Source organism: Bradyrhizobium sp. USDA 4461, assembly GCF_054055655.1.
The window spans coordinates 5,691,848-5,709,607 of the sequence record NZ_JBSRXM010000001.1; the positions used below are offsets into that span (position 1 = coordinate 5,691,848).

The 17,760-nt window shown below is 64.4% G+C and carries 20 protein-coding genes, 1 tRNA gene, 1 pseudogene and 2 riboswitches; of the genes and pseudogenes, 12 read left to right on the forward strand and 10 right to left on the reverse strand.

Annotated elements, in window-relative coordinates; translation table 11 throughout:
* Positions 1–42: 42 nt before the first annotated feature.
* Both ACVINW_RS26465 and ACVINW_RS26470 read right to left on the reverse strand, forming a co-directional pair.
* Complete coding sequence (locus ACVINW_RS26465) at positions 43–1,404, reverse strand: D-amino acid dehydrogenase (RefSeq protein WP_456754018.1); 1,362 nt, start codon at positions 1,402–1,404, stop codon at positions 43–45.
* Positions 1,405–1,473: 69 nt separating this feature from the next.
* Positions 1,474–1,589: riboswitch (glycine riboswitch) on the reverse strand.
* A 3-nt stretch (positions 1,590–1,592) separates the two neighbouring features.
* Positions 1,593–1,699: riboswitch (glycine riboswitch) on the reverse strand.
* Between the two features lie 85 nt (positions 1,700–1,784).
* A complete protein-coding gene (locus ACVINW_RS26470; protein ID WP_456754019.1) occupies positions 1,785–2,915 on the reverse strand; it encodes a M20/M25/M40 family metallo-hydrolase in 1,131 nt (376 codons plus the stop codon).
* A 266-nt stretch (positions 2,916–3,181) separates the two neighbouring features.
* Between ACVINW_RS26470 and ACVINW_RS26475 the strand changes: the two genes are divergently transcribed.
* Positions 3,182–4,798: an ABC transporter substrate-binding protein gene (locus tag ACVINW_RS26475; RefSeq protein ID WP_456754020.1), complete on the forward strand. Its 1,617-nt coding sequence runs from the start codon at positions 3,182–3,184 to the stop codon at positions 4,796–4,798.
* 61 nt (positions 4,799–4,859) lie between these two features.
* On the opposite strand, the gene ACVINW_RS26480 is transcribed toward ACVINW_RS26475, so the two are convergent.
* On the reverse strand, positions 4,860–5,138 hold the full coding sequence (locus ACVINW_RS26480) for a hypothetical protein (protein ID WP_456754021.1): 279 nt from the start codon (positions 5,136–5,138) through the stop codon (positions 4,860–4,862).
* Positions 5,139–5,419: 281 nt separating this feature from the next.
* Here ACVINW_RS26480 and ACVINW_RS26485 point away from each other — a divergent pair, with 281 nt between their 5' ends.
* Positions 5,420–5,707 carry a PilZ domain-containing protein gene (locus ACVINW_RS26485; RefSeq protein WP_456754022.1) on the forward strand — a complete coding sequence of 96 codons (288 nt, stop codon included), beginning with the start codon at positions 5,420–5,422 and terminating at the stop codon, positions 5,705–5,707.
* A 74-nt stretch (positions 5,708–5,781) separates the two neighbouring features.
* Here the strand turns inward: ACVINW_RS26485 and ACVINW_RS26490 are convergent.
* Positions 5,782–5,868: transfer RNA gene (locus tag ACVINW_RS26490), tRNA-Leu, on the reverse strand.
* Between the two features lie 225 nt (positions 5,869–6,093).
* On the opposite strand from ACVINW_RS26490, the gene ACVINW_RS26495 reads away from it, so the two are divergent.
* A complete protein-coding gene (locus ACVINW_RS26495; RefSeq protein WP_456754023.1) occupies positions 6,094–6,525 on the forward strand; it encodes a twin-arginine translocation pathway signal in 432 nt (143 codons plus the stop codon).
* 41 nt (positions 6,526–6,566) lie between these two features.
* On the opposite strand, the gene ACVINW_RS26500 is transcribed toward ACVINW_RS26495, so the two are convergent.
* Together ACVINW_RS26500 and ACVINW_RS26505 are read right to left on the reverse strand one after the other, a co-directional pair.
* Positions 6,567–7,769, reverse strand: coding sequence for an FAD-dependent monooxygenase (locus ACVINW_RS26500; protein WP_456754024.1), 1,203 nt, complete (start codon positions 7,767–7,769; stop codon positions 6,567–6,569).
* 7 nt (positions 7,770–7,776) lie between these two features.
* The gene (locus tag ACVINW_RS26505; RefSeq protein ID WP_021077734.1) at positions 7,777–8,022 is read right to left on the reverse strand and encodes a zinc-finger domain-containing protein; all 246 of its coding nucleotides are present in this window, start codon (positions 8,020–8,022) and stop codon (positions 7,777–7,779) included.
* Positions 8,023–8,268: 246 nt separating this feature from the next.
* On the opposite strand from ACVINW_RS26505, the gene ACVINW_RS26510 reads away from it, so the two are divergent.
* Complete coding sequence (locus ACVINW_RS26510) at positions 8,269–9,402, forward strand: hypothetical protein (RefSeq protein WP_456754025.1); 1,134 nt, start codon at positions 8,269–8,271, stop codon at positions 9,400–9,402.
* A gap of 83 nt (positions 9,403–9,485) precedes the next feature.
* Positions 9,486–10,238, forward strand: coding sequence for an alpha/beta fold hydrolase (locus ACVINW_RS26515; RefSeq protein ID WP_456756506.1), 753 nt, complete (start codon positions 9,486–9,488; stop codon positions 10,236–10,238).
* 15 nt (positions 10,239–10,253) lie between these two features.
* Here ACVINW_RS26515 and ACVINW_RS26520 read toward each other — a convergent pair.
* A pseudogene (locus tag ACVINW_RS26520) lies at positions 10,254–11,624 on the reverse strand (hypothetical protein); the annotation flags it as partial.
* A 196-nt stretch (positions 11,625–11,820) separates the two neighbouring features.
* Here ACVINW_RS26520 and cysE point away from each other — a divergent pair.
* Complete coding sequence (cysE, locus tag ACVINW_RS26525; RefSeq protein WP_456754026.1) at positions 11,821–12,648, forward strand: serine O-acetyltransferase; 828 nt, start codon at positions 11,821–11,823, stop codon at positions 12,646–12,648.
* 137 nt (positions 12,649–12,785) lie between these two features.
* Positions 12,786–12,998, forward strand: a complete 213-nt coding sequence (locus ACVINW_RS26530; protein ID WP_021077729.1) for a DUF3126 family protein — start codon at positions 12,786–12,788, stop codon at positions 12,996–12,998.
* A 78-nt stretch (positions 12,999–13,076) separates the two neighbouring features.
* Here the strand turns inward: ACVINW_RS26530 and ACVINW_RS26535 are convergent, their stop codons facing one another.
* Positions 13,077–13,787, reverse strand: a complete 711-nt coding sequence (locus tag ACVINW_RS26535) for a hypothetical protein (protein WP_456756507.1) — start codon at positions 13,785–13,787, stop codon at positions 13,077–13,079.
* 220 nt (positions 13,788–14,007) lie between these two features.
* Between ACVINW_RS26535 and ACVINW_RS26540 the strand changes: the two genes are divergently transcribed.
* Positions 14,008–14,337 carry a DUF6949 family protein gene (locus ACVINW_RS26540; RefSeq protein WP_456754027.1) on the forward strand — a complete coding sequence of 110 codons (330 nt, stop codon included), beginning with the start codon at positions 14,008–14,010 and terminating at the stop codon, positions 14,335–14,337.
* Between the two features lie 191 nt (positions 14,338–14,528).
* Entirely contained in the window at positions 14,529–15,059 is a 531-nt protein-coding gene (locus ACVINW_RS26545) for a gamma carbonic anhydrase family protein (RefSeq protein ID WP_456754028.1), read from the forward strand.
* Between the two features lie 4 nt (positions 15,060–15,063).
* Here ACVINW_RS26545 and ACVINW_RS26550 read toward each other — a convergent pair whose 3' ends face one another.
* Positions 15,064–15,315 carry a hypothetical protein gene (locus tag ACVINW_RS26550; protein ID WP_456754029.1) on the reverse strand — a complete coding sequence of 84 codons (252 nt, stop codon included), beginning with the start codon at positions 15,313–15,315 and terminating at the stop codon, positions 15,064–15,066.
* Positions 15,316–15,402: 87 nt separating this feature from the next.
* On the opposite strand from ACVINW_RS26550, the gene ACVINW_RS26555 reads away from it, so the two are divergent.
* The 3 genes from ACVINW_RS26555 to ACVINW_RS26565 all read left to right on the forward strand — a co-directional run bounded on the left by ACVINW_RS26555 (position 15,403) and on the right by ACVINW_RS26565 (position 16,739).
* Complete coding sequence (locus ACVINW_RS26555) at positions 15,403–15,717, forward strand: hypothetical protein (RefSeq protein ID WP_456754030.1); 315 nt, start codon at positions 15,403–15,405, stop codon at positions 15,715–15,717.
* A gap of 155 nt (positions 15,718–15,872) precedes the next feature.
* Positions 15,873–16,361: a hypothetical protein gene (locus tag ACVINW_RS26560; RefSeq protein WP_456754031.1), complete on the forward strand. Its 489-nt coding sequence runs from the start codon at positions 15,873–15,875 to the stop codon at positions 16,359–16,361.
* A gap of 228 nt (positions 16,362–16,589) precedes the next feature.
* Positions 16,590–16,739 (forward strand): hypothetical protein, encoded by a 150-nt coding sequence (locus ACVINW_RS26565; RefSeq protein WP_456754032.1) that lies wholly within the window; start codon positions 16,590–16,592, stop codon positions 16,737–16,739.
* 392 nt (positions 16,740–17,131) lie between these two features.
* On the opposite strand, the gene ACVINW_RS26570 is transcribed toward ACVINW_RS26565, so the two are convergent.
* Complete coding sequence (locus tag ACVINW_RS26570) at positions 17,132–17,623, reverse strand: hypothetical protein (protein WP_456754033.1); 492 nt, start codon at positions 17,621–17,623, stop codon at positions 17,132–17,134.
* Positions 17,624–17,760 lie beyond the last annotated feature (137 nt).

The window sequence follows — 17,760 nt, forward strand, 5'->3', positions numbered from 1 at the left end:
CTGCGGTTTTTGCGGTGCAGCTAGTCGGTCCTGCTGGTGTGATTAGTCCTCCGATGACGTGCGAAGCAGTCCACTGGAAGGTGGATTGATTTCAGCCTTGCGAGCATTGGCAGGTACATCGTCGAGCCCGCGACCGAACGCCGGCGCCATCGGCGGCGTATCGAGATCGCGCCAGTCGTCGATCGCGCCTGCGACCATCTGCGCGGTCGCGGCGGATAGCGTCCAGCCGAGATGACCGTGGCCGGTGTTGTAGAACACGCCTGGAATCCGGCCGGCGCGCACCACCGGCATCATGTTCGGCATCATCGGACGCAGCCCCGCCCACGGCACGACTTTGGATGTATCGACCCCGGGGAAATGATGGCGCACCCAATCCACCAGCGGCTGGATGCGGTCGGCCCTGATATCGCGGTTGAAGCCGTTGAACTCGGCGGTGCCGGCAATGCGGAAGCGGTCGGCGCCGAGCCTGCTGGTGACGATCTTGGCGGCTTCGTCGAGCAGACTGACGGTCGGCGCGGCGTCCCGGCTTTGCGGCGCATCGAGCTGCACCGTGATCGAATAGCCCTTCACCGGATAGACGTTGACGCGGTCGTTGAGTAAGCCCGCGAAGCGGCGGCTCGCCACGCCCGCGCAAATCACGAGGCCGTCGGCCTGCAATTCGTGCCGCGTCGCGGGCTCGGCATCGTGCGACGCGGTTTCGTTCCAGCCGATGCGGAAGCCGTCGTCGCCGCGCGCGACCGTGTCGACGTCGGCCTCATGGATGAAGCTCGCGCCGCGCCGCGCACAAGCCTCGGCGAGGCCGCGCGTGAACTTGTGGATATCGCCGGTGGCGTCGGACGGCGTGAAGAAGCCACCATAGCAGGCGGTTTGCAGCGCGGGTTCGATGCTGCGGATCTCGTCCGGTGTCACCGGCCGGCGGTCGAGCCCGCCTTGCTGCAGCAAGGTGTTGACCCGCAGGCCTGCCTCGAAGCCGGCCTTGTCGTGATAGACGTGCAGGATGCCGCGGCGTTCGAGATCGAAGGCGATGTTCTCGCGCTCGGCGATCGAGAACAGATGCTTGCGCGCTTCGATGGCGAGCCGCGTGGTCTCGATGGTGTTGCTGCGATAGCGCGCGATGCCACCGACGAACTCGCCGATCCAGGAATATTTGTGCCAGCTCGGCTTCGGGTTCATCAAGAGCGGCGCGTCGCTTCTCAGCATCCAGCGCAGCCCCTTGAGAATGGTCGCCGCGCTGTTCCAGACTTCGGCGTTGCTGGCGGACAACTGTCCGCCATTGGCGAATGAGGTTTCCATCGCGGCGTAGCGATGCCTGTCGAGCACAGTCACCTTGTAGCCGCGTTCGAGCAGGGCATAGGCCGTCGTCACGCCGGTGATGCCGGCGCCAATGATCGCAATGTGAGGCATGATGGTCTTCAGGCTCCCGTGTTGTTAGAGTCGCCGAACCACCGGTGAAACCGGGTGTTTCGACGCCCCATCTGTCACGGTACCTGAGAGCTTGATCCGCACCGGGCCGGGGCCCGGACGCGAACTATCCCCTTCGGTGGACGTCACGGCCCTTGATCTGCGGCCATGTCCGTCTCTCTCCAGATCGTCCTGACGATACAGTCCTTTTGCCTGAGAGTTTCCGGGGCGGTTGCTCCATCGGCGCCGAAGCTGACAACACGAATGTTGTCGCCTCGATCTCTCCCGCATCGTCGCGTTGGACGGCCGGACCGTAGGCGAAGCCTTAAAATTGGACAAGGCTAAATTTCGATCCGGCAGTGCCAACGTGTTGTGCAGTGCAATCAGTCCAGCGTCGCCAGCAGCGCCGCCATCAGGCGGCCGCGCTCGGCCAGGCTGTCGACCTCGATATGCTCGTTGAGCGTATGTGCATCGGCGCCGCGAACGCCGAGACCATCGAGCGTGGGGATGCCCATCGCACCGGTGAAGTTGCCGTCCGATCCACCGCCGGCGCTGCCGTGCGGAAGATCGAGGCCCATCCCGGCCGCAAGGCCCTTTGCCTTTTCGTATAGAGCCATGGTGCCGGCATCCGGCTCCCACACCGGGCGCGTGACGCCGCGCGTCACCTTGAAGGTTACGTCGTTGGCGGTGCCGGACAGCGCCAGCATGCGTTCGACGCCGCGATCGAGATCGGCCTGCCGCTTGGCCATGCTGAGCGCTTCGCCGGTGCAGGTCGTGGCGACGCAATTGACCCACTGGCCGCCATGCACGATGCCGACCGAGAAGGTGCAGTCCTCGGTGGTCATGCCGTCGATGGCGATGATTTGACGGGCCATTTCGCGGATCGCGGAGCGGCCGGAGGACAGCGTCGCGCCGGCATGGCTCGGCTTGCCGGTGGCTTCCAGATTGAAGCGCGCGATCGCGTAGCGGCCGGTGACGACACCGTTGTTCGGCCGGCCGGGCTCCGGCACCAGCACATATTTGTTGCGCGCGGCTTCCGCCTCGATGATGTCGCGCGTCGACGGTGTGCCGACCTCTTCATCGGGTGTGAACAGCACGGTGATCGGCAACGGCGTCGTGAAGGACGCGCGGGCCAATTGCCTGATGGCCTCGATCGACAGATAGTTGCCGCCCTTCATGTCGAAGATGCCGGGCCCGAAGCATTTGTTGCCTTCGCGGCGCCATTTGAGCTTCTCAATGGTGCCGACCGGGTGCACGGTGTCGAGATGGCCTGATATCAGGATGCCGGGCTGACCCTGCTTCGGATGCGGAAAGCGGGCGCGGACGCAGCCGGCAAAGCCCTGGCGTCCGGCGATGCGTTCGATCGTCGCACCCATGACCGCCATCTCGCGCGCGGCGAGATCGAGCATGCGCTCGACCGCAGCCGCGTCCCAGGTCGGGCTCTCGCATTCCACCCAGCTGCGCAGGCCCTGCAGCATCGCTTCGGAGTCAAAGGGGAGATTGGCGGGGTTCATCGTTGTTCTCTCTTGTTGTTCTGACGGCGCCGGCATCGCGCGGCGCTCACGAAAATCTCCGCCGACGATTTTGTAAAGCCAAAATCCGGCCCGCGGCCTCATTCGTTTGTGTACGTCCGATCCGGATCGAAACCGATTGACGCGCTTGGCGCTTGGTGCAAGTCTCGATTTCACAAGCCATACAGCATGTTAGTTCGCCTAAATAACGGACCGCATGCATAACGAATAAGCCGGCTTTGACCAGTTACACGTCAGGAGAGATTTGCATGTTCCCTATCTCGCGTTGGAAACGCCGCACGCTCGCGGCTGCGTTGTCGGCGCTTGCGCTGTCATTCGCACCGCAGGAATTGTCGTTTGCGCCGCAGGCGATGGCCGCGGACAAGACCATCACCGCGGTGATGCATTCGGACCTGCGCGTCATCGATCCGATTCTAACCACAGCCTATATCACGCGCGACCACGGCTACATGATCTACGACACGCTGCTGGCGACGGATGCCAACTTCAAGATCCAGCCGCAGATGGCGGACTGGAAGGTCTCCGACAAGCTCACCTACACGTTCACGCTGCGCGACGGCCTGAAGTGGCACGATGGAGCGCCGGTGACGGCCGAAGACTGCGTCGCTTCGCTGAAGCGCTGGGCCAAGGTCGACGGCATGGGCCAGAAGCTGATGGACTTCACGGCGAGCATCGAAGCCACCGACGCAAAGACGATCACGCTGAAGCTGAAGGAACCCTACGGCCTCGTGCTGGAGTCGATCGGCAAGCCGTCGTCGCGCGTCGCGTTCATGATGCCGAAGCGGCTGGCCGAAACGCCGCCGGACAAGCCGATTCCGGAGCAGATCGGTTCGGGCCCTTTCAAGTTCGTGCAGGCTGAATTCCAGCCGGGCGTGAAGGCGGTCTACGTCAAGAACAAGGATTACGTGCCGCGTAAGGAGCCGGCAAGCTGGACCGCGGGCGGCAAGGTGGTGAAGGTCGACCGCGTCGAGTGGGTCACGATGGCCGACGCCCAGACCGCGATGAATGCGCTGCAGTCCGGCGATATTGATTTCCTGGAGAACCCGTCGCTTGACACGCTATCGGTCCTGGAAGCCGACAAGGACATCAAGATCGATACGCTGAACAAGGCCGGTTTCCAGACGCTGGGCCGCATGAACTTCCTCTACCCGCCCTTCGACAACATCAAGGTTCGCCAGGCGGCACTGTTGGCGATCAACCAGAAGCAGGTGCTCGACGCGCTGATCGGCAATCCCAAATATTACAAGACCTGCGTCGCGTTCTTCATCTGTGATACTCCGTTCGCGACCGATGTCGGCGGCGAGACGTTGTTGAAGGGCGGCGACATGGCGGCGGCCAAGAAGGCGCTCGCCGAGTCGGGCTATGACGGCACGCCCGTCGTCATCATGGCGCCCGGCGACGTCACCACGCTCAAGGCGCAGCCGATTGTCGTCGCCCAGCAGCTGCGCGACGCCGGCTTCAAAGTCGACCTGCAAGCGACCGACTGGCAGACTGTCGTGACCCGCCGCGCCAGCCAGAAGCCGCCGAAGGAGGGCGGCTGGAACATGTTCTTCACCAACTGGGTCAGCGCCGACGTCTCCAACCCGATCGCCAATCTCTCGATTGGCGGGCAGGGCAAGAATGGCGGCTGGTTCGGCTGGGCCGAGGACGCCAAGATCGAGAAGCTGAAGGATGCCTTCGTTCGCGCGTCTTCGCTCGACGAGCAGAAGAAGATCGCGGCCGATATTCAGAAGGAAGCCTACGAGCAGGTCATCTACATTCCGCTCGGCCAGTATCAGGGACCGAGCGCCTGGCGGAAGTCGCTGACCGGCGTGCTCGACGGCCCGGCAACGCCGATCTTCTGGAACATCGACAAGTCCGAGTAAGCCTCGGCTCGACGCAAAACAAATGGCCGGGGCTCGTCCCGGCCATTTTTCTTTGCGACAGCTAATTGGCGTGGCCTGATCTCACGCCGCTCGGACTGGACAAGCTGGTGAGCTGCGTCTGCCCGGTGCCGGCGCCGTTGATCCAGACTGCGGCCCCCGCGGCAAGTGCCAGCAATCCGTACACCATGATCACGCCGCGAATCCATCGCCGGTAGATCGCGCGCTCGTCGGGCGTTGCGTCACGGAATTGCTGTACATTGAGCCCGTTGCTGCAATGGGCCGCGTCGTCACCGTGTTCGAGATTGGAGGCGCCATGATCGCGCGCCTTTGCAATCGCCATCGCCGATCTCCGGGCAAAATTGATGTCGAAATGCCGCGGCCACGACATGCGCGGCCGGAATTTCCAATGCGCGAAGGCTACACCCCGTGGCGATCGCGGCGTGTGAACCCCGCCACAATCGGACAACACGATGAGGTGATGCGAGCATCGCAATACCGCATGTGCCTGCGCAGGCGGTTTGGCCACAGCATTGGCATGCCAGCTCTGCTGGACGCGCCTTAAGGTTCTCGTCAGTATTGCGCCGTAACGTGACAGTCTGTGTACGTACCCCCGACCGGTTCATGGCCGACGACCCCACCAGGCCCGCACCAGCCAACGCGCACCAGCCAATGCCAACCGACGAGCGGCGTGCCGGCTCGCGTCGCCGCGTCCTCAAGTCGGGGGCGATCGAATTCGGCAGCGAGGCGATCCCCTGCACGGTCCGCAATCTCTCGCCTCAAGGTGCTTGCATCGAGGTCAACTCGCCGCTGTGGTTTCCCGATCGCTTCGTCCTCGCCATCGACGGCGAGCGCCACAGCTGCCGGGTGATGTGGAAGAAGGAGCGGCGGATCGGACTGGGGTTTGATTGATGCTGGCGGGCAGCCATCGCTGACGAAGAAGTTGCCGGGCTTGCCAAGCCGCAGCTCGCGAAGCGAGCGAAGGCTGGTGCGGGCGGTGGGACTCGAACCCACACGACGTTGCCATCGAGGGATTTTAAGTCCCTTGCGTCTACCAGTTCCGCCACGTCCGCGTTGCGCCAGGCGCGCGGATTTCTAGCGCGTTTGGGCGCGGAGTGGAATTGTCATTATCCGGTGCTAACAGGTGAGCTTTCAAAGGCTTAAGCTTGCGGCCTGCGATTCCATTTGCGTCGGCCGCGCCGCATTGGGATAAGCAGCGCGCCGCCGCGATTGAGCCTCAATCCGGACACCGGTGGCTGCTTTAGGCAATCTCAACACTGTCCGACTAAGAAAGCCGAATGTCCGTTCGTTTCCCAAGCCGCCCAAATCCGTTGCGCGCGGCAGCCATCGTTACGCTGCTCGTCTCGGCCGCGGCGGTTTCCGGCTGCGCGCAGATCGGCGACAATGTGCCGTCGGCATTTGCCGATCCCGCCAAATACGAACTGTATGACTGCAAGCAGCTCGAGGCCGAGCGCACGGGCCTCAAGTCCCGTGCGACGGAGCAGGAAAGGCTGATGGCCAAGGCGGAGACCGGCGTCGGCGGTACCGTGGTCTCGGAGATGGTCTATCGCAACGAGCTGATCTCGATCCACTCCCAGCAGAAGCTTGCGGAAGAGGCCTGGCGCAAGGGCAAGTGCCACGAAGCCCCGCCGGACACCCCGCCGGCCGCGCCCGTAGCCCCCACGCCGGCGCCGAAGGGCCCTCGCGCACCGCGCGGCCTCGTCCACTGAGATCGGCGCTTCGGGCGCGTTGGCGCGCAGGGCACGATCGCTCAGGCGCGCCAGTCGTAGATCCAGTCCTGCCGCGCCAGCATGCGCTCCGGTCCGATGGCGCGGATCGCGAGATCGCGCGCGATCGCCGCGGCTCCGCTCAAATGATAGATGCGGCCCTGCTGCCGAGCCATGCGCTGCACCCTCGCCACGCGCGCGCGCCGCATCTGCGCGTAGCGCTTCAGCGCGGCGGAAATATTTCCGGTGTTCTCACCGGTGCTGTCGCTCAGCGCCTTGGCGAGCACGGCGGCATCCTCGATCGCCATGCCGGCGCCTTGGGCGGCAAACGGCAACATGGCATGCGCGGCGTCGCCGAGCAGCGTCACCGCGCCTTCGCTCCAGCGGCCGATATGGGGCAGGGTGAACAGCGCCCATTTGCGCCAGCCGTCGACTGCGCCGATCAGCATCCGCGCCGTGGCGGGCCAGCGCGCAGTGGCGAACGCGCGCTTGATCTCGTTGATGTCGCCGGGCGCACTCCAGCCCGGCCGGTTCCAGGTGCCGGACACGATCGCGACCACATTGATCTGGCGTCCGGCCGAGATCGGATAGGCGACGAGATGGGCGTCCGGCCCCATCCACAGCTGCACGCGCGGCGCGGTGTATTCACGCGGCAGGGCGGTTGCGTCCAGCGTGCCGCGCCAGGCGATCAGGCCGGAGAATTGCGGTTGTACATCCGGAAACAAATGTCCGCGCACCGACGACCAGATGCCGTCGGCGCCGATCAGCGCGACGGCCAATTCCTCCTGCCGTGAATTGCCGCGGCGCTGCATGACCGTCAGGCCCTTGGCGTGCTTGGTCACGTCCTCGAACTGGCAGCCGAGCCGCAGCTCGATATCGGGATGGTCGTTGACGGCGGCCTGCAACGCGGCCTGCAAATCGGCGCGGTGGATCACCCAATAGGGCGCGCCGGCGCGGAACTCGGCCGCCTGGCCGAGCGGCATCCGGGCGATCTCGCCGCCGGCCCGCGCGCTCAGGATGGTGACGGATTCAGGCGTGACCGCGCGCCGCGCCAACGGTTCCTTGAGCCCGAGCTCGACCAGGATGCGGCTGGCATTGGGAGAGAGCTGGAGGCCGGCGCCGGCTTCCTCGAGCCGCTCGGCCTTCTCCAGCACCACGACGCGAAAGCCTTGTGCCGCCAAGGTCAGCGACGCCGTCAGTCCTCCGATCCCGGCACCGGCAACGATGACGGTTCGCGTCAGCGCCACGGACCGGTCAGGCGACTTTGTCTTTCAGCACGCATTCCGGCGGGCGTGCTTCGCCGGCAGCGAGGTCGGGCGCGAAGCGATAGAGCGTCGAGCAGTACGGGCAGATGATCTCGTTGTCGTTGCCGAGGTCGAGGAACACGTGCGGATGGTCGAACGGAGGATTGGCGCCCACGCACATGAACTCCTGCGATCCGATCTCGATCACCGAGACACCGGCATCGTTATGGAAGTGCGGGACGACGTGGTCGGACATATTCTCACCTTGATGGCAACGACGGGCAGACGCAAACAGCATGCGGCATCGCGAAATGCCGCGCACCATACTGGCGGGAACGGTTGATTCCTAGAGCCCCGATGGCTCATTTGCTCATGCAAATTCGACACAATCTTGTCGTCCCAGAGAAGCCCTTCTTTGGTCGGAGCCGTTGTGTCTCAAAAACGGCACACTATGTCCAAAGCGGCTTGAACAAGGCGAATAAAACTAGAGGTTTTCAGCGGGATGAACGGGGTCCGCCTCAGTTTCGCGGTGGTCGGCCTGGCGGCAAGCGCCGCCGTCGGCGCAGCCATTTGGCCGCATGCCCGTGACGCCGGCACCGTGCTCGCTGTGCGGGACGATCCCGCGGCGCTTGCCGACATCAGGCTCAATTCCGTTCTGCGCAACAACCCGGCGTTGATCTCGGACAATATCGAGGCGGCACTCGCCGCAGGCGACGCTGACCTTGCGGTGAGCTTCGTCGCGCTCGCGGGCGACAAGAACATCGCGCTCAGTGACGAACTCACCAAGCGTGTCGATGATGCGCGCGCCGAGCAATCATCCACCACGCATTTCGCCAAGGGATTCGCCACCGGCCTCGTGACCGGCAATGCCGACGACGTCGCAAGCCTGTCCGGCACCGTCGCGGGCGACCTGTTCGTGTTCGGCGACGTCAGGGATGTGGTGCGCGAGGGCAAGCACCTCGTGATGGGCGAGGACACCGACCAGCTGGTGCTCGGCCTTGCGGCCGCCGGGCTCGCCGTGACCGCGGCGACGTATGTCTCGGTCGGCGGCGCTGCGCCGCTGCGCGCCGGGCTGACGCTGGTCAAGGACACGCGTAAGGCCGGACGGCTGAGCGAGGGCATGATCGCATGGGCCGGTCGCTCGACCCGCGACGTCGTCGACCAGCCGGCGCTGCGCGAGGCGGTCGCCTCCGGCTCGGTGCTGCGGCCGATGGAAACTGCAACCGCGATCCGCGCGGCATTCCGCGCCGAGAAGGCCGGCGCGCTGGTGCGCACCGCCAAGGATGTTGGACGCATTGGTGAGGCGGCCGGGGTTCGCGCGGCGCGGGACACGCTCAAGGTCGCGGAGAACCCACAGGAGATCGCGCGCGCGGCCCGCATCGCCGAGGTGAAGGGTGGGCAGACCCGCGCCATCATCAAGCTGCTCGGCCGCGGCGCGCTGCTGCTCGCGGCCGGTGCATTCGACCTCTCCATGTGGCTGTTCGGCGCGCTGCTTGCGCTGTTCGGCTTGCTGTCGTCGATCAAGGCCACCACCGAGCGGACCACCGCGTGGTGGCTCAGACGAAGCAAGGCGTTGCGCCTGAAGCGGCAGATGGCTGCGCAGGCAACGCTGGCGAGTATGCCCGCCCAAGGGTAGGGTTGCGGTCGCCTGTCGATCGCCAATCGAAAATCTCAAGAAACAATCCCAAGAAACAATCCCAAGCAACGACGGAATGCATGATGCCGAGTTTCCACCACGGCGATGTTGAAATTGCCTATATCGACGAAGGCGCAGGCGAACCGATCGTGCTCGTGCACGGCTTTGCCTCGAGCAAGAACGTCAACTGGATCTATCCGACCTGGGTGTCGGATCTCGTCAAGGCCGGCCGTCGCGTCATCGCGCTCGACAATCGCGGCCACGGCGAGTCCGCCAAGCTCTACGACGCCGCGCAGTACGAGATCGCGATCATGGCAAGCGACGTGATCGCGCTGATGGATCATCTCGGAATCGCGCGCGCCGACATCATGGGCTATTCGCTGGGCTCGCGGATGACAGCGATCCTGGCGCGCGAACATTCCGATCGGGTGCGCTCGGCGATCCTCGGTGGCATCGGCATCGGGCTGATCGAGGGCGGCGGTCCGGGCGAGAACGTCGCGCTGGCGCTGGAGGCGCCGTCGCTCGATGATGTCACCGATCCGGTCGGCCGCACCTTTCGCGCCTTTGCCGATCAGACCCGTTCCGATCGCCGCGCGCTCGCGGCCTGCCTGCGCGGCTCGCGCCGGCTGATGACGCGCGAGGAGGCCGCTGGGATCGGCGTGCCGGTGCTGATCGCGGTCGGCAGCAAGGATGAGATCGCGGGTTCGGCGTCAGCGCTCGGCCGGGTCATTCTGGGGTCGGAGGTGCTCGACATTCCGAACCGCGATCATATGCGCGCGGTCGGCGACAAGGTCTACAAGACCGGGGTCATCGACTTCCTGTCGCGGCGGAAGTAGTTCGTCGTCGTTCTCGTCATCCCTGGCCAAGGCACGCGCGGCTGCGATCAGCACCACGAAGGTCGCAACCCAGACCAGGCGCGCGCCGTAGCGATCGTGCGGACCCGAGATCACGCCGCAGACGACGGCATTGCCGAGCAAAGCGAGCGTGACGGTGCCCGCCAGTGCCGTGATGTCGTCGCACCGCCGCTGCCACAGTCCGCGGCCGAACAGCAGCACGACCAGCAGCATCGAGGCCAGCGCGACCGGCACGTGGATGCGGTTGATCGCGGTGAAGTCGAGATGCCATTTTTGTTGTCGCGCCGCGCGCATCGGCGCGACCTGCGCGGGAATGTAGCGCTCGATGATCCCATAGGTATGCGGGATCCAGCCGTTGGTGCCTTCGCCGGTCGCGACATGCATCAGCTGGTCGGCGGTTGCCTTCAGCGCCGCCGTGGCCTGCCATGCCGGATATTCGGCCAGGGAACGCTGCACGATGTATCCCATCTCGTCGTTCAGTCCCTGGAAGCGGCCGAGCGTGTTGAACATGCTGTGGCCCCACAGGAAGTCGTCGGCGGTCGGCGGCAACTCGTTGCGATAGGGACAGAGCTTCAACTTCTCCTTCGCGCAATGGTCGCGCAGATATTGCGTGACGATGCCATCCTGCAGCATGCGGCCGAAGGCGACGCCGATGCCGCCGGGCGTCCAGGCGAGCTGTCCGGACAGCGCAAAATTAGCCGCCAGCAGCATCGCCGCGCCCGCAACGATGGTCAGGCTGCCTTGCACGAGGCTTGCGACCGGGATGCGCCGGCCGAGCCACGGACGCAGCATCCAGCCGACGCAGCACAGGCCGAGCAGCACGGCGAGCGTCGCGCTGTGGGTTGCGGCCGAGAATGCGGTGAAGCCGAACAGCACCGCTTTCTCCGGCGTCGCGATCCTGTCGCCGCAGAGCACGAGGATGAAGAGCGCGAGCACCGACAGGCCGGCGAAGATGTCGGTCAGCAGCATGCTGGCAAGCCAGGGCAGCGCGGTGGTGGCGATCAGCGCAAGGCTGATCGCGATCAGCCGGACCGGCCGGGCGAGGTCGAGCACGCGCAGCGTCAGCTGCAGGATCCACAGCGTCGCCAGCGTCTGGACACCGAGGTTGAGCCAGAAGCCCGATGTCTCGCCGAGATGGAGGTAGATGCCGAACACGGTGGACCGGCTTGGCACCAGATAGCCCTCATACCAGCGGGCCAGATAGCCGCCGGTATCCCATTGGAGCAGCGGATAGCCGTTCCAGAAGGCAGGGGCGAGCAGGAGGAGGGGGATGGCAATGGTGGCGATCCAGACCGACCGTGCATCGGTCAGGCGGGCGCCCAAACTTCGGGTATTGATGATGTTTCCCCCTTTATTGGGGCTGACCATGCCCAAAACCACACTGGCGACGAAATCCGCCAATAGTTGCAGAAGCACGGCTTGATTTCGGCAAAATCCCGACCAACTCCCCTAGACGCCGGTCCGGGGACGTTCGGCTGGGGTTTACCGTACCGAGCCTTCCCGGGACGCGCTGGGTCCATCGTGCTATAACGCACATCAGAACAACCGAATTGCGAGAGCAGCCATGGCAGTTCATCAGGTCAATCCGCAGGGGGGCAAGCTGGCGGCGCTCGATCCGATCTGGGATCGGATCCGCGGCGAGGCGGAAGACATCCTGCGGCGCGAGCCGGAGCTCGCATCCTTCATCTATGCGACCGTGCTGCATCATGAGCGCCTGGAAGATTCGGTGGTCCATCGCATCGCAGAACGGCTCGATCACGCCGCGCTGTCGGGCGACCTGATCCGCCAGACCTATGGCGAGGCTTTGCGCGACGAGCCCGACATCGGCAACGCCTTCCGCGCCGACCTCGTCGCGGTCTATGACCGCGATCCGGCGACCTCGCGCTTCATCGATCCATTGCTTTACTTCAAGGGCTTCCACGCGTTGCAGACACATCGTCTCGCACACTGGCTCTATCAGAACGGCCGCAAGGATTTTGCGTTCTACCTGCAGAGCCGCTCGTCGGCGGTGTTCCAGACCGACATCAATCCGGCGGCCCGGATCGGCCGCGGCATCTTCCTCGATCACGCCACCGGTTTCGTCTGCGGCGAGACCGCCGTCATCGACGACGACGTCTCGATCCTGCATGGCGTCACGCTCGGCGGCACCGGCAAGGAGAACGAGGATCGCCATCCGAAGATCCGCCACGGCGTGCTGATCGGCGCCGGCGCCAAGATCCTCGGCAATATCGAGATCGGTCATTGCGCGCGCATCGCGGCGGGCTCCGTCGTGGTCAAGCCTGTTCCGCACAACGTCACGGTCGCGGGCGTGCCGGCGAAAATCGTCGGCGAAGCCGGCTGTGCCGAGCCGTCGCGCACCATGGATCAGATGCTCAACGCGATCGGGCTTTGATTTCGTTCGCTTTCTGATCGGCCGCGCATTTTTGCGTGTGCGCAACATCACGTCGCCAAGCCTGAAAAGGCTCTGGCGATCTTCGGCGTCTCGTCCTAAAACTCCCCCGAAAATCATCGACCCGATTGGAGACGGCCGTGGACGTTCAGGAAGTCAGGAAGCTCGACGCGTATCTGAAGCGCGTGTTCAGCAATCCCAAGATCCGCGTGGTGCCGCGGCCCAAGAAGGACGACTCGGCCGAAGTCTATATCGGCGAGGAGTTCATCGGGGTGCTGTTCGTCGACGACGAGGACGATGATCGCTCGTTCCAGTTCCAGATGGCCATCCTGGAAGAAGATCTGGCCGAGTAAGGGCTGGGCAGCCTCAGATCGTCATTGCAGGGACCGACGATCCTTCGATGGACAGGTCGCTCCCCCGCAATGACGGAGTTACCCCTTCGCGCTGTGCATTTGCGCGGAAAGGCGATCCATCGCGGTGGCGATGTCGCGCCATTGTGCGAGCCAGCTGCGCGGAAAGCGGAAGATCAGATCGGCGCCCTCGATGCGCCGTTCACTCAGGCACATGCCGGGCGTCGACGTATCGCGCGTGCAGCGTGCGATCAGCTGCGGCTCGGCCGCGCTGAACAGGTCCTCGCCGCCATAGGGCGTGCCGTCGCGGAACGCATGCGCGGTCAGGCCGTCGTCGGTCGTCGCGCGCTCGTCGAGATAGCGCGGATAGATCGTGCGCACGCGCATGTCGGGCGCGAGTGAATCGTGATGCGCCGAGATCGACACGAAGATCCGGTCGATCGGCTGCACCTTGTCCTCGACGGTATCGGCACTGTAGTGCTTCGGCGCGCTGGGCGCCTCCAGCGACGGGTAGAGGAAGCTCAGATCGACGCGTTCCTGCGGCCCGGAATGGCGCTGGATCTTCATGCGCACCGCCATGGTCGGCACGTTGAACAGCGTGCCGCCGACGCTCACCGGCAGCCGCGACGGATCGCTTGCCGGCACGGTGGTGTAGGTCGGCCACAACAGATAGGCGACGAGCGCAATCGCGCTGGCCGCGATGACGGCCGAGGCGATGATCGGAACGAGATGCGCGCGCGGGTTGCGGCGGGTATCGCGGGCGAGGTGCTGGGCCGTCGAGAGAAGCGTCATGAACGAGGCAAAGACCAGGTCGAGGGTGGCCGAATCATCTGCCGAATATGCCACGTGGTGAGGAATTTCCGTACGATTCCAATGGAATCCCTCATTGAATCGCCATGCGCAAACGCCGCCTCGGACGCGCTCGATTAACCTTTCCTTAAGGATGATGTGGCGGCCGGCGGCCAATTCTGCGAAGCAGGCGGGAGTGGCCTGTAGCGTTGCGGAAGTTCCGATGTCGCCCGATACCCTGAATTCGCTGTTCTCTCTGTTCATCGGCTTCGCGCTCGCCGGCGCACTGGCCAGCGGCTATCAGGCGATGGCGGAGCGCCCGGCAGGCTTCGGCCTGCTGCAGGAGGGCGTGGCGCCGAAGACCTTTGCCGCGGTCCCGTTCCTGGTCTTCGCCGCACCGTTCATCATCATGCGCAACACGCTGCGCGGCGCGCGCATCGAACGCCGCCGCTTCGAGTTCGTGATGATGGCAACCGTCATCTCCGGCTTCTGGAGCCTGATGTCCGGCACCTTCTTCATGATGACGTTGCGCGCTGCGGGCGTGTTCGGTTGACCGGTCACGATCCGCGCCCGGATCATGGCTGCACTTGCTTGAATCAACATCCGTCGCTGTGCCAAGGTCGTCCGGACGAGAGCTTCGGTTCTGGTCGAATCAGAACACGCAGCTCCGGATTTTCGTTTTGACGCGTTTTCTTCACGCGAACCGGCGTCCACTTCGCTCGAAAACGCTCCAGGGAGACATCCATGGCGATCTACGAACTCGACGGGCAGGGGCCCGATCTTCCCGCTGACGGCAGCACCTTCATCGCCGACAATGCCGTTGTGATCGGCAAGGTCCGCCTCCGGCCGAGAGCGAGCGTCTGGTTCGGCGCGGTCGTGCGCGGCGACAATGAGTGGATCGAGATCGGCGAGGGCTCGAACGTTCAGGACAATTCGACCCTGCACGTCGATCCTGGCTTTCCGCTGACCATCGGCAACAACGTCACGATCGGCCACAATGCGATCGTGCACGGCTGCACGCTGGAAGACGGCGTGTTGATCGGCATGGGATCGATCGTGATGAACGGCGCGCGCATCCGGCGCGGCAGCGTGGTCGGCGCCGGCTCGGTCATCACCGAGGGCAAGGAGTTTCCGGAAAACTCCCTGATCATCGGCGCGCCGGCGCGCGCGGTGCGGACACTCGACGCCGCGCAGGCCGAGGCGCTGTCGCGGCCGGCGAAATCCTACGCGATCAGGGGTCCGCAGTACAAAGCCGGACTGAAGAAGATCGGCTGATCTTTCAGCGCTTGCGGCCCTGCTTGCGTGCGCCTTTCGGTGCTGCGCGTGGCTTCGCTGCTTCCTGCGGTCTCGCTGCTTCCTGAAGTTTTGCGCTCTTGCGCAGCGCATCTCTCAGGTCGATCGGGATACCGTGCTTCTTGAGGAGGTCGGCGAAAGCCTCGTCGGCGAGCTCCTGCAAGGTCGCCATGCGGTCGCGGCCGAGCTGCTTCAGCTTGTCGAACGTGTCGTCGTCGAACTCGATCAGCTTGCGCAATTTGCATTGCTCCCAAACTGTATTGCTCCAGCGCCCCGGGGAACCGGCGTTTTGCGGTCTCGTTGGTATCGGAAAGGGAGCATTGCCATGCACAAATTATCCATCACCACTGCACTCGCGACAATTGCGATTGTGTTGGCGCCCGCGGTTGCCGTCGCCCAGGGGACCGAGAGCGGCGCCGGGACCGGCGGCCCGTCATCGGCCGGCCCGACATCACCGCAGACCACGTCACCGCCAGCCGGGACCAACACTGCCGGCACCGCGCAATCCTCCGGCGGCCCCAACACTGGCAAAGGCATGACCACCGGCTCAGCAACGACGACAGAGAGCGTCGACAAAGCGATCGCTGACGAGAACAAGGAAGTCGATCGTCGGACCAAAGGCATCTGCCGCGGCTGTTAACCTTTGAGGCCGGGACCTTGATGAACACGGGTCGCGCAGAAGTGAGCGCGACATTGCCGCGCGGCCGAAGCCTCGGTCCTACATTGGGTTAGCATGCGCGGGACGCGGCGGATGAGGCTTACAACGACAAGCCTTGGAAAGAGGAGTAACGGGTGATGTTGCGTAAGACGATGATTGCCTTGCTGGCGACGGCATCGGCTGCCCTGTTCACGGTCGACGCCGCGTCGGCACGCGGCGGCTTCGGCGGTGGCGGATTCCACGGAGGCGGTGGCTTCCGCGGCGGCGGCGGTTTCGGCGGCTTCCATGGTGGTGCATTCCGCGCCATGGGGGCAGGCGGTGGCTTCCGTTCGGCTGCGATCGGCGGCGGCTGGGCTGGCCGCGGCTGGCATGGTGGCGGCGGCTGGCACGGTGGCTACTATCGGCGCGGCTGGGGCTACGGCTATCCGCTCGCCGCGGCTGCGATCGGCTTCGGGCTCGGCTATGGCGCTTACGACTACTATGACGGCTACTACGGCAATCCGTACTATGCCGGCTATGGCTATGACGACGGCTATGGCTATGGTGACGGAGGCTGCTACATCGTGCGCCGCAGCGTGATGACGCCGTATGGCTGGCGCGTCCGGCACGTGCAGGTTTGCAACTGAGCCATCCGCTGACGCATGGCCGTTCCATTCGATCGCCATGCTGATGGTCTTGCAATGATCGGCGCGGCCGGTGTTTCGATGCCCCGCGACCGCGTCGGAGGTCGCGCACTGGTATGCAGCTTGCTTATGCCTTGCAGCAGTATGCTTTGCAGCAGTTGGTGCGTGAACCCGTCGCGACAACAAATGGCCCGGCTGCGTTTGGAGCCGGGCCCTTAGAGGGCCTCAGAGATGCTGACCATTCCTGATCTGACATTGCTGTTCATGGTGGTTGTTTCGAGTCTTGCCATTGCGTTGATCTATATGCTCCACGAGCTCGAGCCGAAGCTTGCGCGGCTGCGGCTGCGGGGCAATCGCGTGTTGCGCGATCGCAGCAAATAGGCCGGCCACGCCGGCTGAGATTCGGATTTGGTGGGGACCGTGAGACGTGCCGCGCCGCTGACGGCATCCGCGCAATCCGATCCCGTGAGCCGAGGCCCAAAAAAGAAGCCCAAAAAACAAGGCCGTCGACGTAGTATACCGTCAACGACCTTGCCAGCCCCGGATATTGAAATCGGCTCACGCCATCCGGTCATTGAAGGATGACTCGGATTCGAAGGCCGATATGTGAACCAGTTCACAGAGTCCGGATTAATTCACGCTAACGGGCACTCATGCGAGGCTGTCGCGGCTGGCCTGGAGTTCCGAAAGTTCCACCTTAGCTGCTGATCTTGTTCGGGAATTGGCGCAATTTGATGGCCGACCGATCGCTGCGCCGGCGGCACGCAAGATTGTCAGCCGCGCGACCGGTGGCGTTTCCGGTTGGCGCTCCTTGTGGCCTTCGAGCGCTTGCGCGGCTCGGGTTCGGCGGCCGGCTCGTTGGCCTGTGCGCTTGCCAGCGACTGGCGCAGACCCTCGACCTGTTCGGTCAATGCGGCGACCTGGTCGGCGAGCCTCTTGGCGTCGGCCTGTTGCAGGGCGAACTGCTTGCGCATGGTCAGCAGCTGGTCCTGCACTTCCTGCAACTGATCGATGGATTCCTGCTGGGTCACCTCCATTCCCTTGGTCTTTTCCACCAGGGCCTCGGAGACTTGCGCGGTGCGCGCCTGCAATTGACGGGCGGCGACCATCCGGTCGGTCTCGGGAACGTTGCCGCTGAAGCTGCGCCACAGCGCGATCGAGCCGATGCCGAACAGCACGAGCACCAGCGCCACGGCGCCGATCGCGATCGGCTGCACGCCGGTCAGGCTGCTGGCTTGCGCATTCCGGGGGGCAAGTTCGACCATGCGACCAGAACCGGATGTTCAATTGAAAGGTTCCGAATAGCACAACCGCGACGTCGGCAAAACCCCCGGGGATTCAAGCAGGTGGCGCGGGAAGTGCAAAAATAGCCGCAAATTCCGCGGCTGCTGCCCCAAAACGG